This window comes from Vibrio sp. NFR, from assembly GCF_027587095.1.
Classification (GTDB): domain Bacteria; phylum Pseudomonadota; class Gammaproteobacteria; order Enterobacterales; family Vibrionaceae; genus Vibrio; species Vibrio harveyi.
This window is the reverse complement of the sequence record NZ_JAPPTN010000006.1, coordinates 142,489-160,555: the sequence shown is the minus strand read 5'-3', so window position 1 is coordinate 160,555 and position 18,067 is coordinate 142,489. Positions and strand designations below refer to the sequence as shown.

General features: G+C 44.8%; 14 protein-coding genes. 5 read left to right on the top strand and 9 right to left on the bottom strand.

Features of this window, described 5'->3' with window-relative positions:
- Nucleotides 1–2: 2 nt before the first annotated feature.
- From folP to rlmE, 3 genes are all read right to left on the bottom strand, one after another.
- Nucleotides 3–833 (bottom strand): dihydropteroate synthase, encoded by an 831-nt coding sequence (gene folP, locus OH463_RS13520; RefSeq protein WP_009698723.1) that lies wholly within the window; start codon nucleotides 831–833, stop codon nucleotides 3–5.
- Nucleotides 834–901: 68 nt separating this feature from the next.
- Nucleotides 902–2,881 (bottom strand): ATP-dependent zinc metalloprotease FtsH, encoded by a 1,980-nt coding sequence (ftsH, locus tag OH463_RS13515; RefSeq protein ID WP_009698724.1) that lies wholly within the window; start codon nucleotides 2,879–2,881, stop codon nucleotides 902–904.
- Nucleotides 2,882–2,989: 108 nt separating this feature from the next.
- Complete coding sequence (gene rlmE, locus OH463_RS13510) at nucleotides 2,990–3,619, bottom strand: 23S rRNA (uridine(2552)-2'-O)-methyltransferase RlmE (RefSeq protein WP_005439450.1); 630 nt, start codon at nucleotides 3,617–3,619, stop codon at nucleotides 2,990–2,992.
- A gap of 138 nt (nucleotides 3,620–3,757) precedes the next feature.
- Between rlmE and yhbY the strand changes: the two genes are divergently transcribed.
- A complete protein-coding gene (gene yhbY, locus OH463_RS13505) occupies nucleotides 3,758–4,054 on the top strand; it encodes a ribosome assembly RNA-binding protein YhbY (RefSeq protein WP_005425257.1) in 297 nt (98 codons plus the stop codon).
- A gap of 91 nt (nucleotides 4,055–4,145) precedes the next feature.
- On the opposite strand, the gene greA is transcribed toward yhbY, so the two are convergent.
- Nucleotides 4,146–4,619 (bottom strand): transcription elongation factor GreA, encoded by a 474-nt coding sequence (greA, locus tag OH463_RS13500; RefSeq protein ID WP_005439449.1) that lies wholly within the window; start codon nucleotides 4,617–4,619, stop codon nucleotides 4,146–4,148.
- Nucleotides 4,620–5,156: 537 nt separating this feature from the next.
- Here greA and OH463_RS13495 point away from each other — a divergent pair.
- Both OH463_RS13495 and dacB read left to right on the top strand, forming a co-directional pair.
- Nucleotides 5,157–6,167, top strand: a complete 1,011-nt coding sequence (locus OH463_RS13495) for a porin (protein WP_017817695.1) — start codon at nucleotides 5,157–5,159, stop codon at nucleotides 6,165–6,167.
- A gap of 116 nt (nucleotides 6,168–6,283) precedes the next feature.
- Nucleotides 6,284–7,708: a serine-type D-Ala-D-Ala carboxypeptidase gene (gene dacB / locus OH463_RS13490; protein ID WP_269991466.1), complete on the top strand. Its 1,425-nt coding sequence runs from the start codon at nucleotides 6,284–6,286 to the stop codon at nucleotides 7,706–7,708.
- Here the strand turns inward: dacB and OH463_RS13485 are convergent.
- Nucleotides 7,687–8,532, bottom strand: a complete 846-nt coding sequence (locus OH463_RS13485) for a magnesium transporter (protein ID WP_005449167.1) — start codon at nucleotides 8,530–8,532, stop codon at nucleotides 7,687–7,689. The genes dacB and OH463_RS13485 overlap by 22 nt on opposite strands.
- A gap of 424 nt (nucleotides 8,533–8,956) precedes the next feature.
- Complete coding sequence (gene tyrS, locus OH463_RS13480) at nucleotides 8,957–10,144, bottom strand: tyrosine--tRNA ligase (protein ID WP_017817694.1); 1,188 nt, start codon at nucleotides 10,142–10,144, stop codon at nucleotides 8,957–8,959.
- Between the two features lie 130 nt (nucleotides 10,145–10,274).
- Here tyrS and OH463_RS13475 point away from each other — a divergent pair, with 130 nt between their 5' ends.
- Nucleotides 10,275–11,564: a peptidoglycan DD-metalloendopeptidase family protein gene (locus OH463_RS13475; RefSeq protein WP_269991464.1), complete on the top strand. Its 1,290-nt coding sequence runs from the start codon at nucleotides 10,275–10,277 to the stop codon at nucleotides 11,562–11,564.
- Nucleotides 11,565–11,600: 36 nt separating this feature from the next.
- On the opposite strand, the gene OH463_RS13470 is transcribed toward OH463_RS13475, so the two are convergent.
- The 3 genes from OH463_RS13470 to erpA form a co-directional block, all read right to left on the bottom strand.
- Nucleotides 11,601–14,729: an efflux RND transporter permease subunit gene (locus OH463_RS13470; RefSeq protein ID WP_050941193.1), complete on the bottom strand. Its 3,129-nt coding sequence runs from the start codon at nucleotides 14,727–14,729 to the stop codon at nucleotides 11,601–11,603.
- 9 nt (nucleotides 14,730–14,738) lie between these two features.
- Nucleotides 14,739–15,854 (bottom strand): efflux RND transporter periplasmic adaptor subunit, encoded by a 1,116-nt coding sequence (locus tag OH463_RS13465; protein ID WP_050924926.1) that lies wholly within the window; start codon nucleotides 15,852–15,854, stop codon nucleotides 14,739–14,741.
- A gap of 113 nt (nucleotides 15,855–15,967) precedes the next feature.
- Entirely contained in the window at nucleotides 15,968–16,309 is a 342-nt protein-coding gene (gene erpA / locus OH463_RS13460) for an iron-sulfur cluster insertion protein ErpA (RefSeq protein ID WP_005449174.1), read from the bottom strand.
- A gap of 246 nt (nucleotides 16,310–16,555) precedes the next feature.
- Between erpA and hemL the strand changes: the two genes are divergently transcribed.
- Nucleotides 16,556–17,851, top strand: a complete 1,296-nt coding sequence (gene hemL / locus OH463_RS13455) for a glutamate-1-semialdehyde 2,1-aminomutase (RefSeq protein WP_005449175.1) — start codon at nucleotides 16,556–16,558, stop codon at nucleotides 17,849–17,851.
- Nucleotides 17,852–18,067: the final 216 nt, after the last annotated feature.

The following is an 18,067-nucleotide window of genomic DNA, read 5'->3' as shown; positions in this document are numbered from 1 at the left end:
TTTTAGATATTATTGTTCGTCATCTCAACAACTTTCATTGCCTCAATGGTTTCTTCAAAGTCATGTACTCGAATGATCTGCGCACCTTTCATCGCAGCAATTGTCGCGCAGACAACGCTAGCATTTGCGCACTCTGCTGCAGGTTTTTCCAACAATTTAAAGATCATTGATTTACGTGACATACCGGCCAAAATTGGCAGACCGAATTCATGAAACTTATCGAGGTGTGCCAGCATATGATAATTGTGTTCAATGGTTTTGCCAAAGCCAAAACCTGGATCAAGAATAAGTTGAGACTTATCGATGCCCACAGACTCACAGGCAGCAATGCGTTCTTGAAGAAATGCAGAGACATCATCCATCAGATCATCGTATTGAGGATTAGTCTGCATAGTGCGCGGTTGACCTTTCATATGCATCAAGCAAATAGGAAGGTTTGCTTTCGCGGCAACTTCTAACGCCCCCGGCTCTTGGAGAGCACGCACATCGTTAATCAAGTCTGCCCCAGCTTCAATAGCTTGACGCATGACTTCCGCTTTACTGGTATCAATAGAAATCCACACATCATGTTTTGCGCGAATCGCTTTGATTACAGGGACCACACGCTGCAACTCATCTTCTAATGCAACATCTGGAGCCCCTGGACGCGTAGACTCCCCGCCAACATCAATAATGCTAACGCCAGCAGCAATCATTTTTTCGACTTGAGCAAGTGCACGCTCTAACGAGTTGAATTTACCACCATCAGAAAACGAGTCTGGAGTGACATTGAGGATCGCCATAACATGCGAGTGGGAAAGGTCGAGAGATTTGTTGTTTGCTTTAATAATCATAGCTTTAATAATCACAACAGAAACAAAAACCCCGAGCCTAACTCGGGGTTTTTTATTAACGCTACTCTTTATTCAGAGTCTTTCTTTTCTGGAGCTTCACTTGAAGTCGCTTCTTGAGACGTTGGTTGTTCTACCGGTTTAGTCGGTTCAACTGGTTTCTCTTCCGCTTTCACTTCAGGTTTAGCCTGAGGCTTATCGTTATCTTCTGGTTTGTTTGCAGGCTTATCACCCCAACCAGCAGGTTCACGAATCTCAGTCTTACGCTCCATCAGGTCATCAATCTGGCCAGCATCAATGGTTTCATACTTCATTAGCGCATCTTTCATCGCATGCATGATGTCCATGTTGTCTTCCAGAATTTGCTTCGCACGGTCGTAGTTGCGGTCGATGATCTTACGAACTTCATCATCGATTAGCTTCGCTGTGTCATCAGACATATGTTTAGTCTGTGTCACGCTACGTCCTAGGAACACTTCACCTTCTTCTTCCGCATATAGAAGCGGACCAAGTTTTTCAGAGAAGCCCCATTGCGTCACCATCTTACGAGCAATATCAGTTGCACGCTCGATATCGTTCGATGCACCCGTCGATACTTTATCAGCACCGTAGATTAGCTCTTCAGCAAGACGACCACCGTACAAACTAGAAACCATAGATTCTAGGTGTTGGCGAGACATGCTCACACGGTCTTGCTCTGGTAGGTACATAGTCACACCAAGCGCACGACCACGTGGAATGATAGAGACTTTATACACAGGGTCATGTTCTGGTACTAGGCGACCAACAATCGCGTGACCTGCTTCGTGGTAAGCTGTTGACTCTTTTACTTCTTCAGACATCACCATTGAACGGCGCTCTGCACCCATCATGATTTTGTCTTTCGCTAGTTCAAATTCAACCATAGAAACGTTGCGCTTGTTGCCACGCGCAGCAAATAGGGCTGCTTCGTTTACTAGGTTTGCTAAGTCAGCACCAGAGAAGCCAGGTGTACCACGTGCGATTAGAGAAGGCTCTACGTCACCTGCTAGAGGTACTTTGCGCATGTGTACTTTAAGAATCTGTTCACGACCACGTACGTCTGGAAGACCAACAACAACTTGACGGTCAAAACGACCAGGGCGCAGTAGTGCTGGGTCCAACACGTCTGGACGGTTAGTCGCGGCGATAACAATGATACCTTCGTTACCTTCGAAACCATCCATTTCAACGAGCATTTGGTTTAGGGTTTGTTCACGTTCATCGTGACCACCACCTACACCAGCACCACGCTGACGACCTACTGCATCAATCTCATCGATAAAGATGATACAAGGTGCCGCTTTCTTCGCTTGTTCGAACATGTCACGCACACGAGACGCACCAACACCAACAAACATTTCTACGAAGTCAGAACCAGAGATAGTAAAGAAAGGCACTTTTGCTTCACCAGCAATGGCTTTCGCTAGAAGCGTTTTACCAGTACCTGGAGGACCAACCATAAGTACACCGGTCGGGATCTTACCGCCCAATTTTTGGAATCGGCTTGGATCACGTAGGTAGTCAACCAGTTCTTTAACGTCTTCTTTTGCTTCATCACAACCTGCGACATCCGCAAAAGTCGTCTTGATCTGCTCTTCGCTCATCATACGAGCTTTGCTCTTACCGAAAGACATGGCGCCTTTACCGCCGCCGCCTTGCATTTGACGCATGAAGAAAATCCACACACCAATCAGTAAGATCATAGGGAACCAAGAAATGAAGATTGTGCCAAGTAAGCTTTGCTCTTCAGGAGGCGTACCTTGCACTTTCACGTTTTGGTTAATTAGGTCATCTAGAAGCTTTTGATCGTACACAGGCATGTAAGTGACCATTTTGGCACCGCCGCCACGACGAACAAAACTAATTTCACCGTCTTTAAAAGTTGCTTCTTGAATCTGGCCTTGGCCAACTTCCTGTACAAACGTGGTGTAATCCACGGTTCTGCCATTGCTCTCTCCAGGGCCAAAGCTCTGGAATACCGACATCAACACGACAGCGATAACAAGCCACAGAATTAAATTTTTTGCCATGTCACTCAAGGTGTCAGCCTCTCGATAACTAATTGTAATTAAAGGTAGGGTACTACAGTTTATTAGCTGTAGCTATAGTGTTAACCATGCTCTAAACGAGCGAAATAGTTAACCTTTGTAACCAGTGGCTACAACAAAGACTTCTCGTGAGCGAGCTCGCGATGAGTCTGGTTTTCTGATTTTTACGACTTTAAACATGTCTCGGACTTCTTTCACAAATTGATCGAAGCCTTCACCCTGGAAAACCTTTACGACAAAGCTACCATTAGGTGCTAGAACTTGTCGACACATATCTAAAGCCAATTCAACTAAATACATAGCTCGTGGCTGATCTACGGAATTGTTACCAGCGATGTTTGGAGCCATATCAGACATTACTACGTCCACCATCGAAGGTTGGATTCTTTCCAATAGAGCGTCTAAAACCGCCTCGTCACGAAAGTCACCTTGCAAAAAGCTTACACCAGCGATTGGATCCATAGGTAATAAGTCACATGCGATGATTTGACCTTCTTCACCTATTATCTTAGCAGCATATTGAGACCATCCACCTGGAGCGGCGCCTAAATCGACGACTGTCATCCCAGATTTCAACAATTTATCTTTTGTTTGGATCTCTTCAATTTTGAAGTAAGCACGAGAACGATAGCCTTTTTTACGAGCTTCGTTCGCATATTTATCGTCAAAGTGTTCTTTCAACCAACGACCAGAACTAGCCGAATGTTTTTGTTTACTCATCTTAATCCCAACAAGGCGTAATTAGGAGCTATTGTTTTAATAGGCTCAACCTATTACTCAATAAATTATAGTCTTCAGCAATAGATGGCGTTAAAATAGCTTTTTTCAACCCTTATTTTAAAGAAAATTGGCCGCGTAATGAACCTAAGCACCAAACAAAAGCAGCACCTAAAAGGCCTGGCTCACAGTTTAAAACCTGTTGTGCTAATGGGCGCAAATGGACTTACAGAAGCCGTGCTAGCAGAAATTGAAATCGCTCTTGACCACCACGAACTGATCAAAATTAAAGTTGCATCAGAAGACCGTGAGACAAAACAGCTGATCATCGACGCTATCGTACGTGAGACGGGCGCTGAAAAAGTTCAGACAATCGGTAAGGTACTTGTGCTATACCGCCAGTCTGAAGAGCGTAAAATCGAAATCCCACGTAAGTAATATCTGCTTGCGCAGCGGAAGAAGAAAAGGTCGCCATGGGCGACCTTTTTTGCATCTAGAGTTTATTTCAACTAACCGTTAGAACACGAAGTTAGATGTACTCAACGCTGTCGATTTCGAAGTCTTTCGCTCCGCCAGGAGTTTGAATAACAACTTCGTCACCTTCCATTTTACCGATCAAGCCACGAGCAATTGGCGAGCTAATCGAAATACGACCCGCTTTAATATCTGCTTCGTCATCACCCACGATTTGGTAGGTTTTCTCTTCTTCTGTATCACAGTCAATCAGAGTAACGGTTGAACCAAAAATCACCTTACCAGTGTTGTCCATCGTTGTTACGTCAATGACTTGAGCAACAGATAGCTTGTATTCAATGTCACGAATTTGTGCTTCACAGATCCCCTGCTCTTCACGAGCAGCGTGGTATTCTGCGTTTTCCTTCAAGTCGCCTAGTTCACGCGCTTCTGCGATTGCTTCTGAAATTTGCGGGCGAAGCTTTAGTAGACGATCGAGTTCTGTACGTAGCAACTGTTCGCCACGTAGTGTCATTGGAACTTTTTCCATTATATAACCTCAAGGCCAAAGGTGTCTTTGGACAAAAAAATCCCACCCAATCATAGGGACTGGGTAGTACGTTCAAAGATTCTGTTTTGGTTAGTTTAAACAAACTAGGGTGTGAAATCACCTTAATTCGATTTCGCGACTCAGTTGTGTGGTTAATACCACGCCATCAATCGTTTTTAGATTTACGCATCATCGCAATTTATTGAAAAACAACACTGTTCATTACACTAAAAACATCAAAAAAGATAAAAACAAATCAATGTCAGACCAATGTTAGGCAAGATATAATCATTTAAAAACAACACTTTAAGATAAAATAACAACCAATTGAACAGTGTTCATTAGTTGGATTTATATCATTTTACTAACTCATAAGGAAACTTTAGCAGTAAAACATGTCCGGCAAGTTATTTCGTTATGGCTTTTTCGAGTGTGGGCATTTGCCGCGAATGAAACTATACGAACAACAATAGCTTGTGAGAGATAACCTCTCCCCCATAAAACAATGATTATGGACAGCTAACTAGGACAAATAAGATGAAAAAGACTCTAATTGCTCTTTCTGTATCTGCAGCAGCTATGGCAACTGGCGTTAACGCAGCTGAACTTTACAACCAAGACGGCACTTCTCTAGAAATGGGCGGTCGTGCTGAAGCACGTCTATCTATGAAAGATGGCGACGTAGCGGACAACTCTCGTATCCGTCTAAACTTCCTTGGCACACAAGCAATCAACGACAACCTATACGGTGTTGGTTTCTGGGAAGGTGAATTTACTACTGCTGAAGAAGGCGGCGTAGACGGCAACAGCAACCTTGACACTCGTTACGCATACGCTGGTCTAGGCGGTGCATTCGGTGAAGTTACTTACGGTAAAAACGACGGTGCGCTAGGCGTTATCACTGACTTCACAGATATCATGGCGTACGCTGGTAACTCTGCTGCTGACAAACTAGCTGCAGCTGACCGTTCAGACAACATGCTGTCTTACAAAGGTCAATTCGAAAACCTAGCAGTTAAAGCTAGCTACCGTTTCGCTGACCGCGTAGAAAACGCAGCTGGTACTGAGTACACTGATAACGGCGAAGATGGCTACTCTCTATCTGCTATCTACACTCTAGGCGACACTGGTCTTGACCTAGGTGCTGGTTACGCAGACCAATCTGACGCTAACGAATACATGCTTGCTGCTTCTTACACAATGAACGACCTATACTTTGCAGGTCTATTCACTGACGGTGAAAAAGAAGCAACATTCAAGAAAACTGTAGATTACACTGGTTACGAACTAGCAGGTGCTTACACTCTAGGTCAAACAGTGTTCACAACGACGTACAACAACGCAGAAACTAACAACGAAACTTCTGCAAACAACTTCGCAGTTGACGCGTCTTACTACTTCAAGCCTAACTTCCGTGGTTACGTATCGTACAACTTCAACCTAATTGATGCTGGCGATGCTATGGGCTCAACGACTTCTGCTAACTACAAAGCAACGAAGATCGATTCTGAAGACGAGCTAGCTCTAGGTCTACGTTACGACTTCTAATTCAGTCTTACGACTTGAAGATAAAATGCTCGCTTATGCGGGCATTTTTTATATCCAGAATTCTGCGATTTTTCGGTATATACTCAATTGCATAACTAACCTTACGAACTATTACTATGCGCTTACGTTGGTCATTGTTACTACTCTCTAGCCTTACTCCACTTCTCTCTTTTGCTTATCCCCACCAAGAGGTGCTGCCAGACGGAGCACGTATCAGTTTGGTTGCTGAAAAACTTAATGGGCAAAGTGAGCTAAAAGGCATTCATCCCACTGAGCAGTATTTCCCCCCAGCAAGTACATTAAAAGTTGTGACAGCCTTGGCTGCAAAGCTTGAGCTGGGCAATGGCTTTACTTTTCGTACAACGTTAGAAAGCTCCAACTCTGACGCCGTCTTCACTTTTTCCGGCGATCCTACGCTTGTAACGCAAGATCTTAAAACCATGCTGACACGAGCGAAAAAAAACGGTCTAAACCGAATCAATGGGGATCTTTGGTTAGATAACAGCGCTTTTACTGGCTACAACCGTGCCGTTGGATGGCCATGGGATATTCTAGGCGTTTGCTATAGCGCTCCTGCATCTGCTGTGACACTGAATGAAAATTGCGTTCAAGCATCGATATACACACAAAAAAACGGTACAACTCGTGTTTATGTTCCTGAGCATCAACCAATTAATGTCGCCACCAGCGCTCAAACCGTGTCAAAAAGCGTCCAGAAGAGCCGTCATTGTGATTTAGAGCTCATCGCTAACCCAAACAACCAATATCAACTAACCGGCTGCTTAGTAGACCGTGGCGATAAACCGCTCCCCCTCAAGTTTGCAGTGCAAGATCCTGAAGGCTACACAAGCCAAAAAGTAGAGAAATTGCTCAAGCAAGTCGGCATTTCATTAAAAGGAAAAATTCGAGTCGGCAAAGCACCTGAAAAGTCACGCAAGTTATTGGCAGTACACAAATCAAAACCATTACCACGGTTGCTTGATGAGATGTTAAAACGCTCAGATAACTTAATTGCCGATACTCTTACTAAAACACTTGGCGCTAAGTTCTTTGTGCAACCTGGCAGTTTTACTAACGGCACTGAAGCAATCAAACAAATCATTTTCTCCAATACGGGGATCGACATTCGCAATGCCCGATTAGAAGATGGGTCAGGTTTATCACGCAATAACCGCATTTCAGCGAAGTCGATGGCTGCTATCTTGCGCTACATTTGGCAACACGAACAAGAACTCAACTTGATAGCAATTATGCCAAAGTCCGGTGAATCAGGAACATTGCAGTACCGCCAGAGTATGCGTAAAGCTCCTATCAAAGGACAGTTGATTGCAAAAAGCGGGTCCTTGTACGGCACGTACAATATGGCGGGGTATGGGCTTGATAAAAACGGCAAACCAAACACGCTATTTGTTCAGTTTGTGTCGGACTATTTCCCAGAAAAAAGGGACGATAACAAGCCTGTCGTCGCCCCTATTACTCGTTTTGAGAAATTGTTCTACCAAGACATTGTGAGTTTTAGTCAGGCAATGCCTAAGAAGTAGTTCACCACGGTAAAGTAGATCCACATACCTGAGATATCGACGATCGATGCTAATACTGGGCTCACCAATACGGCGGGGTCCAGTTTACATGCACGCGCTATGATAGGAAGTAATCCTCCAAGTGTGGTTGAGATAGTCACCTGAATAAATAACGCAACCGCAATGGCTAATGCGATATCTTCCAGTGCAAAGCCCCCTGTTGATTGCCCACCACTAAATAGCATGATTCGACCAATCATCACGATCGCAATCGCCAAGGCAATAAACAGCGCTACGCGACTTTCTTTCCACAAAACTTCTAACCATTGGCGTTTCTTTAACTCTCCAGTGGCGAGTGCGCGAATGACTAAGGTCGCAGCCTGAGTTCCGGTATTACCACCAGCAGCAGCGATTACGGGCATATACACGGCAAGCAATACAAGTTGACTTAAAGTGTCCTCATACTGAGCAATGATCAAACCCGACACTATCCCTAAAAGGGCAAGAGCAATGATCCAACCAATACGCTGCTTCACATGTTCCAACACACTAGTCGATAAGTAGCCATCTGGTGTATCGACTTCCGACATATGCAAACCTAATTGGTGAGCATAGTGACGAGCACGTTTATCATATCCAGCTTGTTCAAGTTGAGCGATAAGGCTATTCACATAGCCAACCGAGCAGTGCTGCAAAATACCAACCGCCTCATCAATAGGCATGATCGTTAGTAGGTGCAATTGTTGCTCTTGTTCGTATTGCAAAAAGGCATTACGAGCGGCACCAATCTCCACTTCTGAGAAGTTTGGTGTTGTTTCAATAAAAGTGTTGTTCATTACCGTCATGGCGAATCTCCCGATTGGCATTGGTAACGACCATCGACAACGCACGCAAAAAGCTTTCTGCACACCCGACTTGTATAAATACAAATGCAGGACGCGCGAAAACATCAATGCCAAAGCACTGTCTATTCAGAATTTATGAAAGGAAATAATAAAAGGAAAACTAGAAGAAAAGATGCCTCACCACTAAGGTAAGGCGGAGATCGCCAATACCGAAGCGGGTTATTTCGCTCCCTTAATCTTACTCACCCAACAACTGGGAGGATGGTCGGTATTGTTCATGTAAATCTCCGATAAAGCTGCTCACGTAGCAGCGCGCGTATAGTAACAAAGTTCGACCATTTTTACAGTCAATCTCGCGTGTATTCACCAAATTTTAATACAAAAAAAGCGCCTATAAGGCGCTTTCATTTTGAACAGTTATTGATTACTTAATAGTAATACGTGCGAATTTACGTTTACCTACTTGGAATACGTAAGTGCCTGCTCCAGGAACAAACTTCGCATCAGCAACTTTCTCGCCTTCGATCTTAGCTGCGCCTTGCTTAACCATGCGCATAGCTTCAGAAGTTGAAGCACATAGACCCGCTTCTTTCAATAGATTTGCTACTGGCGTGCCAGTCTCAAAATCAAACTCTGGCATTTCGTCAGGAATTTGATTTTTCGCGAAACGATTAACGAACTCTTGCTCTGCCGCATCTGCATCTGCTTCACTGTGGAAGCGTGCAATGATTTCTTTTGCTAGCAGTACTTTGATATCACGAGGGTTCTTGCCTGCTTCTACATCCGCTTTAAATTGTGCAATTTCTTCTAGAGGACGGAAAGACAACAGCTCGTAGTAGCTCCACATTAGATCATCAGAGATGGACATGATCTTACCAAACATTTCGCTTGGTGCTTCGCTGATACCAATGTAGTTACCAGAAGATTTAGACATCTTCTTCTCACCATCTAGACCGACTAGAAGTGGCATCATAAGAACAACTTGTGGTTTTTGACCGTGAGATTTTTGCAACTCGCGCCCCATCAGTAGGTTGAACTTCTGGTCAGTACCACCCAGTTCAACGTCAGTTTCCATTGCTACTGAGTCCCAACCTTGAAGTAGTGGGTACATGAACTCATGGATAGCAATTGGCTGACCACCAGCGTAACGCTTTTTAAAATCATCACGCTCTAGCATACGAGCAACAGTTTGGTTTGCAGCAAGACGGATCATGCCTTCTGCACCAAGCTCAGATAGCCACTCAGAGTTGAACTGAATTTTTGTCTTAGCTGGGTCTAGGATTTTGAACACCTGTTCTTTGTACGTTTCTGCGTTACGTAGCACGTCTTCACGGCTTAGCGGTGGACGAGTTGTGTTCTTACCTGTTGGGTCACCAACCATTGCAGTGAAATCACCGATAAGGAATGTCACTTCATGACCTAGTTCTTGGAACAAGCGAAGCTTATTGAAAATAACCGTATGGCCTAGGTGAATGTCAGGTGCTGTTGGATCGGCGCCCAATTTAATACGTAGAGGACGACCTTCTTTAAGTTTTGCGATCAGCTCTTCTTCTGGAATCAGCTCTTCAACACCGCGCTTAATCTCGGCTAGTGCAGCTTCAATGCTCGCCATTCTTGTTCACTCCCACAGATTTGGCAAAAATATAATAGCTGAACATCTTACTTGAATAGCGATGCATTTTGAAACACGTTAGACTAGGTAGTTGTCAATTTTTACGTTTAATTTAGTAATCAAGTACCTCATGCATTCGATTTTTGTCCGACTCCCACTCTTGCACAAAGTACTGATCGGCTTTTTTAGTGCGCTTATCATCGTCGCGCTATTTTTCTTACCCGATCCGCAAGACCTCGATCCGCAGCAAAGCCGCCTTAAAGTTGGCGAGCATTATCCAGTGTCGATATCTGTCGAATCACCAGAGCGCAGCGCTTCTTCTAATCTTCCTTCTGTCTTGCGTTGGGAAACATATAAGGTCAAAAATGGGGAAAGTGCAGCGGTACTTTTTAACCGCGTCGGCTTATCCCCTCGTCTTTTGCATGAACTGATCACTTCAGATAAAGAAATCAAACAGCAGCTCTCTCGTCTTCGTCCAGGAGATAAGCTGAAATTTGGGTTTGATGAAAACAACGACTTTGTTCAACTTCAACGCACGCTGAATGCGTTTGAAACTTTCCGCATTAAGCTGCAAGGCAACAAATACGTCTCAGAGATCGATAAAAAAGAAGTCGATTATCAGTACAACTACGCTGAAGCGACGATTAAATCTAACTTCTGGAATGCCGGTATTTCATCTGGGTTGAATGCAAACCAAATTATGGAGCTGGCAGGCATTTTTGGTTGGGACATCGACTTTGCATTGGATATTCGTAAAAACGATACTTTCCGTGTGCTTTACCAAGAAGAAGTCGTCGAAGGTGAAGTCATTGGGCGAGGAAAAATTATTGCTGCAGTGTTTAAGAACCAAGGTGATATCTTTACTGCAATTTTGGATGAAAAGAGCGGCAAGTATTACGATGAAAATGGTCGAGCCATGAAGAAAGCCTTTTTGCGTGCGCCATTGGACTTCCGTCGCGTAACGTCTAATTTCAACCCTCGTCGTTTACACCCTGTCACTGGTAAGGTTCGTCCTCACCGAGGCACCGACTACGCTGCGCCTGTTGGCACACCGATCTGGGCTGCTGGTGATGGTGTGGTACAAAAGTCTGCCTACAATAAGTTTAACGGCAACTATGTGTTCATCAAACACAGCAACACTTACATTACCAAATACCTGCATTTAACTAAACGCATGGTTAAGACAGGACAGCGAGTGAAACAAGGACAAACCATTGGTACGCTCGGCGGCACTGGGCGGGTTACGGGACCTCACTTGCACTACGAATTCTTGGTAAACGGCGTACACAAGAACGCTAGAACAGTTAAGCTTCCGCAGTCAAAATCTTTAACGGGTAAAGCAAAACAAACCTTCATGGCGAACGCAAAAGTGAGCATGGCAAAACTAGAACGCTACAGTAAGTTGCTCGCAATGAAATAAATAAGTCGTGATTCACGACAATACCTAAGAGGCAGCTTACGCTGCCTCTTTTGTTTCAGGTTCATCAATATTGTGCTCTCTACCTAGCATCAATAAACATGGAGTAAGCACTAGAGTTAACACGGTTGCAAATGCGAGCCCACCTGCAACTGCAGTTGCTAATTGAGACCACCACTGCGTACTCGGTGCACCAAATTCAATCTTCTGGTTAACTAAGTCGATGTTCATCTCTAGCACCATTGGCAGCAAGCCAAGTATCGTCGTTACTGTGGTCAACAATACAGGTCGCAGACGCTGTACTCCGGTACGCAAAATTGCCTCTGACTTTTCTAGCCCTCGTTTACGCATCTGATTGTAAGTATCTATCAATACAATATTGTTGTTCACAACAATCCCGGCCAGTGCGATCACCCCAATGCCCGACATAATAATGCCGAATGGCTTTTGGAAAATCAGCAATCCAGCAAACACACCGACCGTAGAGAAAAGCACTGCACTTAGGATCAAAAAGGCTTGATAGAAGCTATTAAACTGAGTAATCAAAATGAGCGCCATCACACCAAGAGCAACCATAAAAGCATTTTGCAAGAAAGCGGAAGAGTTCTCTTGCTCTTCGTTTTGCCCACGAATTTTAAACTCAATCCCAGCCGGTAAACCCAATTGCGCCACTTCCGCCGTTATCTTTGGTAGCTCCAGTGCGAGGTTATACCCCTCAACCATATCCGCTTTGATATTTACCACTCGGCGCCCATCAACTCGGCGAATCGTATCCTGCTTATGATCCGGTTTAATTTGAGCAAAGTTAGTAATCGGTACTAAGCCCGCAGCCGTTTTCACTCTCAGCTGATCAAAACGCCCAATATCACGCTTATCTTGCGGATAACGTACTAAGATATCGACTTCTTCATCGGCATCATCCGGAAGATAATCACCAATCTTCAAACCGTTGGTAACAAACTGAACGGTGTTTCCAACCAAAGTTGCATCGGCCGCAAAGCGAGAAGCGTCGTCTCTGCGGATATCAATCTGCCAATCAATTCCTTCTTTATTCGTTGTATCACTTAAGTTAGTTAACGCAGGGTTACGATCAGCCCAGTAACGAACCATTTTGGCGGCACTGTCCAATTGATCGATACTTGAGTTTTGCGCCGACATTTCAATCACGAGATCATGCTCAACTGGTGGTCCTGCATCGGGGAATTTGTATTCCAACTCAACACCGGAGAATTGATTGGTGGTTTGCTTAAGTTCCTCAATAATATCTTTGACTTTACGGCGATATTGCCAATCCACCGGCGTGATCTGAATTTGACCAATCTCATCACCATCATTTGAATCGGAGCCAGTACGTGTGTAGACGCTTTCAAACTCATCATGCCCTAGCATTACTTTCTCAATTTCTTTCATTACGATGTCTTTCTCATTGATCGACAAATCACCATAAGAACGAACTTTGACCGTAAAGAAGGCGGGATCCACTTCAGGAAAGAACTCCGCACCTAAGCCGGCTTTGTTGTAAGTAAAGCCAACACCACCCGCGAGCAAAATTGCGCTGAGTAACACTTTCAATGGATGTCGGATCGCGATAGACAGGGTTTGGTAATAAAGCTTGGTAATGCCTGTCGCTTTATCAAATTCACCATTATGCAGGTCAACCATCTCTTGCTGACGCTGTGCATCGACGACTTGAGGCTTACCAATGATTCCACCAATCACAGGGACGAAAAGTAATGCCATCATTAGCGAAGCACTGAGGGTTGCAATGAGAGTTAATGGTAAGTATTTCATGAACTCACCAGTAATATCCGGCCAAAATAGCAGTGGTGCAAACGCTGCCAAAGTGGTTGCTGTAGAAGCAGTAATCGGCCATGCCATACGTTTTGCTGCATCCCTATATGCTTCTTTACGTGGTGTGCCCTCTTGCATCCGCCTATCAGCAAATTCCGTAACAACAATGGCACCATCGACTAACATGCCTACAGCCATAATCAGTGCGAATAGCACCACGATGTTGACGGTCAAACCAAAAACCGACAACACCAATAAGCCAGTTAAGAAAGAGCCCGGAATAGAAATACCAACTAACAGTGCCGTTCGAACACCCAGAATGGCAATGATGACAATAACGACCAGAATAATTGCAGACAGAATGTTGTTTTGCAGATCGCTAAGCATCAGCTTAACGTCATCAGACTGATCCCAAGTGTATTTAACTTGCAGGTTATTCGGCCAACCAGTCTGCTTTTGCGCTTCAATCAGAACTTGTTTAACGAGCTCAACCGTTTCTATGATGTTTTCACCGGCACGCTTTTTCACATTGAGCACCACCGCTGGTTCACCATCTAAACGAGCAAAACTTTCAGGGTCACGGAAGGCTCGGCGCACTGTCGCGACATCACCAAAAGTGATCACCTCTTTGCCATTTACCTTGATCGGTAGCTCTAATACATCTTTTAACGAATCGAATACGGAAGGGACTTTAACCGAGAAGCGACCATAACCAGTATCGACAAAGCCAGCAGCAACCACTCGGTTGTTTAAAGCAATCAAATTGTAGATATCGGCTTGATCCAAACCGTAACTTTCCATCAATAACGGATCGACCACGATCTCAACGATATCTTCGCGATCCCCCGCAATATCGACTTCCAATACCTGACGATAGCTTTCCAACTTATCACGTAAAGCTCGTGCGATTTGTACTGTTGTACGCTCAGGGACTGTGCCATACAGAACCAGAGTGAGGACAGGCTCTTCAGATGCGAATGTTACTTCGTTAACTGTTGGCTCATCACTGTCTTCAGGCAATTTAGGTTTAGCAAGATCCACCGCATCACGAACATCAGCCATAGCTTCAGCTAAGTCAACGCCGACACTGAACTCTAGAGTAACCGACGCATGTCCCTCTGAAGCAATCGCGGTCATCTCCTTAACGCCTTCTATTGAACGAAGTTCTTGCTCTATCGGACGAACCAATAAGCGCTCCGCATCGGTCGGGGAAATACCTTGGTGACTAACCGAAACATAGATAATAGGGATGGTAATGTCGGGGCTCGACTCTTTCGGAATCGTAATGTAGGTGATCACTCCGGCAATCAAAATCATCACCAACAATGTAAGCATGGTACGTGCACGCGATAACGCAGCATCAATCAAAGCAAACATATTGCCTCCTTATTGCTGGTTCGCAGCTTCAATGGCATCGTCGACTTTTGTCGCCATCACTAAGTCGCCATCACGTGCAAAGCCTTGTCCAAGCACAATGATGTCAACTTGGTCTCCTAAGCCGGATAACCAGACACCGTCTTTCTCAGCTTTGACCAGTTGGATAGGCACAAAGTGAACATGCTGATCACGAAGCGTTTTGATACCAAGATTGCCTTCTTCATCTAACGCCAACATGGCTGCGGTCACTTTCACTGCCAGAACTTCACTTAGCGACAGTACCACTTCAGCACTGACACCCGCAGGCATCGCACTCTCTCGATTATCAATCTCGATTTCTATAGGGAATGTGTTGGTCGAAGTTGAAGATACGCGCCCAATATAACGAATGGTGCCTTGATGATGGATGTTATCAATGGTTCTAACATCGGCTTGCTGACCTTGTTTTAAATACTGAATATGACGTTCACTCACATCCGCTTCAATGACTAACTTCTCTAAGTCAATTACAGTGGCTATTGGGTCGCCGACGCCAACGAAATCTCCCACTTCAACGAATCGATGGTCCAGAATGCCGTCAAAAGGGGCTCTTACTTTGGTATTTTTAAGTGCAGTTTCAACATTGCTTAAGTTTGCTCGGGCATCGACAAGTGCCGCTTGAGCAGTGGCAAAAGCAACTTCACCTTGCAACCCTCTATTCTTCAAAGATTCTGCGGCTTTAAATTCTTTTTCTTTTACACGCAGCATTGCTTTGGCGCGTTTAAGTTGAATATCTAGATCGCGCTCATCAATGTTGGCAATCACCTGCCCTTGTTTAACACTTTGTCCTTTTTGCACGTTCAAGCTCACAATCTTACCTGCGACTTCTGCCCCTAAACGAGCTTGCCGATTCGGCGCAGTTCGACCGTAAAGTTCAATTGTTTTACTGGTTGGTTGTGCTTCAAAAGAGTTGAACATCACCTTTGCGACAGGCGTATCATCTGATTGAGAGGATGGAGAAGAGACCGATTCGTCTTGTGCATTGAATTGACCCATTGCGAGCCAAGCAGCCAAAGCGATAACAAGCGTTAGAGAGACTAGCCATGGACGTTCGACAAAACGACGTCCGAAAGAAGTTCCAGACATATAAAGTCCTTTTTATTTTTACCCCCACTTCATCATGAAAGCGAGGGGGCGTTTACGTGACTTCCTGCTACGTAAAACTCAGGCAGCCGATTGGCTGCCTGTTGTCGTATTAATTACACACTGAATGATGCACCACAACCACAGGTTGTCGTCGCATTTGGGTTATTAACGAAGAAACGAGCTCCTTCTAAACCTTCTGTGTAATCAACCACGCCACCGATTAAGTATTGCAGGCTCATTGGGTCTACAACCAGTGTTACGCCACTGTTTTCGATCGTAGTATCACCTTCATTTACGCTCTCATCAAATGTGAAGCCATATTGGAAACCGCTACAGCCGCCGCCAGTAATGTATACGCGTAACTTCAGTGCTGGGTTTTCTTCTTCCGCAATCAGCGCTTTAACGCGTGATGCTGCTGCATCAGAAAAAGACAATGGTACGTTTACTTCGCTCACGAAGACCTCTCTCACTCGTGTAATGCGTCAAGCCTGTAGCGAGACGTCAAATTTGTGCTAATTAGAGCGATTATCCAATACCTGACCAACTCGTTCAAGTATTCACCGACGATTCTTTAGATCAGATGCTGATATGTAAGATTACACCGCCAGACAACACATAAATTACCCAAAACGTTTCTAACTTGAGATTAGCTAGGTACAATGCGCTCCACTTGGTCCGAGCAATCAAAAGAGGATAACCCCATGACCAAATCATCAGAGCTATATCAAAAGGCTCAGCAAACCATTCCTGGCGGTGTGAACTCACCAGTTCGTGCATTCAACGGCGTTGGCGGTTCTCCGCTATTTATCGAACGAGCAGACGGTGCCCTGATTTTTGATGCCGATGGTAAAGCGTACATTGATTACGTTGGCTCTTGGGGCCCTATGATTTTAGGTCACAACCACGCAGTTATCCGTGAAGCAGTTATCGATGCTGCACAACGCGGTCTAAGTTTCGGTGCGCCAACTGAAATGGAAATTGCCATGGCCGAGCTTGTATCTGAGCTAGTGCCATCTATGGAACAAATCCGCATGGTAAGTTCTGGTACGGAAGCAACAATGAGTGCTATCCGTCTTGCTCGTGGCTTTACTGGTCGTGACAAGATCATGAAGTTCGAAGGCTGTTACCATGGTCACGCAGACAGCTTGCTAGTAAAAGCAGGTTCAGGTGCACTAACTCTAGGTCAACCAAGTTCTCCTGGCGTTCCTGCCGATTTTGCGAAGCACACACTAACGGCAACATTCAACGACTTAGATTCAGTACGTGAACTATTCGCCGCAAACAAAGGCGAAATCGCATGTATCATCGTTGAGCCAGTAGCGGGCAACATGAACTGTATCCCTCCAGTAGAAGGCTTCCACGAAGGTCTACGCGAAATCTGTGACCAAGAAGGTGCTTTACTGATTTTTGATGAAGTAATGACAGGCTTCCGTGTAGCTCTAGGTGGCGCGCAAGCACACTACAACATCAAACCAGATCTAACGACACTAGGTAAAGTGATCGGTGGCGGTATGCCAGTGGGTGCTTTTGGTGGTCGTAAAGAAGTCATGCAATATGTTGCGCCAACAGGTCCTGTATACCAAGCGGGCACACTTTCCGGTAACCCAGTAGCAATGGCGGCAGGCTTTGCATGTTTGAACCTGCTAAAAGAAGAAGGTAACGAGAAACGTCTTGCTGCAAAGACCAAACAACTTGCTGAAGGCTTCAAAGCTCTTGCTGAAAAACACGGCATCCCAATGGTAGTAAACCAAGTGGGTGGTATGTTTGGTTTCTTCTTCACTGACCAAGAAACCGTAACGTGCTACGAAGACGTGACTAAGTGCGATGTCGAGCGCTTTAAGCGTTTCTTCCACCTAATGCTAAAACACGGTGTATACCTTGCACCATCAGCATTCGAAGCAAGCTTTACTTCTCTAGCTCATGGTTCAAAAGAAATCGACGCAACACTAGAAGCTGCGGATCGTTGTTTCGCAATTCTGGCAGAAGAATCAAAATAAGCGTTCCTTACCAGAACATAAATTCCAAAAAAAGGACCTTCGAGGTCCTTTTTTATTATTTGAATTATGCTTGCCAATTAAAGATGACTAAGATGGCAAGAATCCCAAGAACAATCCCAAACCAAGGAATGCGTCTGGTCTTCTTTTCGCTCTGGCATTTCTTATCGCTGTTACAACAACCCATTTTTCCATCTCTTGATTGATAACCACCTGATT

Bases quoted from the DNA above. Each gene is read 5' to 3' on its own strand.
- folP (WP_009698723.1), bottom strand. From the start codon at position 833: ATGATTATTAAAGCAAACAACAAATCTCTCGACCTTTCCCACTCGCAT.
- ftsH (WP_009698724.1), bottom strand. From the start codon at position 2,881: ATGGCAAAAAATTTAATTCTGTGGCTTGTTATCGCTGTCGTGTTGATG.
- rlmE (WP_005439450.1), bottom strand. From the start codon at position 3,619: ATGAGTAAACAAAAACATTCGGCTAGTTCTGGTCGTTGGTTGAAAGAA.
- yhbY (WP_005425257.1), top strand. From the start codon at position 3,758: ATGAACCTAAGCACCAAACAAAAGCAGCACCTAAAAGGCCTGGCTCAC.
- greA (WP_005439449.1), bottom strand. From the start codon at position 4,619: ATGGAAAAAGTTCCAATGACACTACGTGGCGAACAGTTGCTACGTACA.
- OH463_RS13495 (WP_017817695.1), top strand. From the start codon at position 5,157: ATGAAAAAGACTCTAATTGCTCTTTCTGTATCTGCAGCAGCTATGGCA.
- dacB (WP_269991466.1), top strand. From the start codon at position 6,284: ATGCGCTTACGTTGGTCATTGTTACTACTCTCTAGCCTTACTCCACTT.
- OH463_RS13485 (WP_005449167.1), bottom strand. From the start codon at position 8,532: ATGACGGTAATGAACAACACTTTTATTGAAACAACACCAAACTTCTCA.
- tyrS (WP_017817694.1), bottom strand. From the start codon at position 10,144: ATGGCGAGCATTGAAGCTGCACTAGCCGAGATTAAGCGCGGTGTTGAA.
- OH463_RS13475 (WP_269991464.1), top strand. From the start codon at position 10,275: ATGCATTCGATTTTTGTCCGACTCCCACTCTTGCACAAAGTACTGATC.
- OH463_RS13470 (WP_050941193.1), bottom strand. From the start codon at position 14,729: ATGTTTGCTTTGATTGATGCTGCGTTATCGCGTGCACGTACCATGCTT.
- OH463_RS13465 (WP_050924926.1), bottom strand. From the start codon at position 15,854: ATGTCTGGAACTTCTTTCGGACGTCGTTTTGTCGAACGTCCATGGCTA.
- hemL (WP_005449175.1), top strand. From the start codon at position 16,556: ATGACCAAATCATCAGAGCTATATCAAAAGGCTCAGCAAACCATTCCT.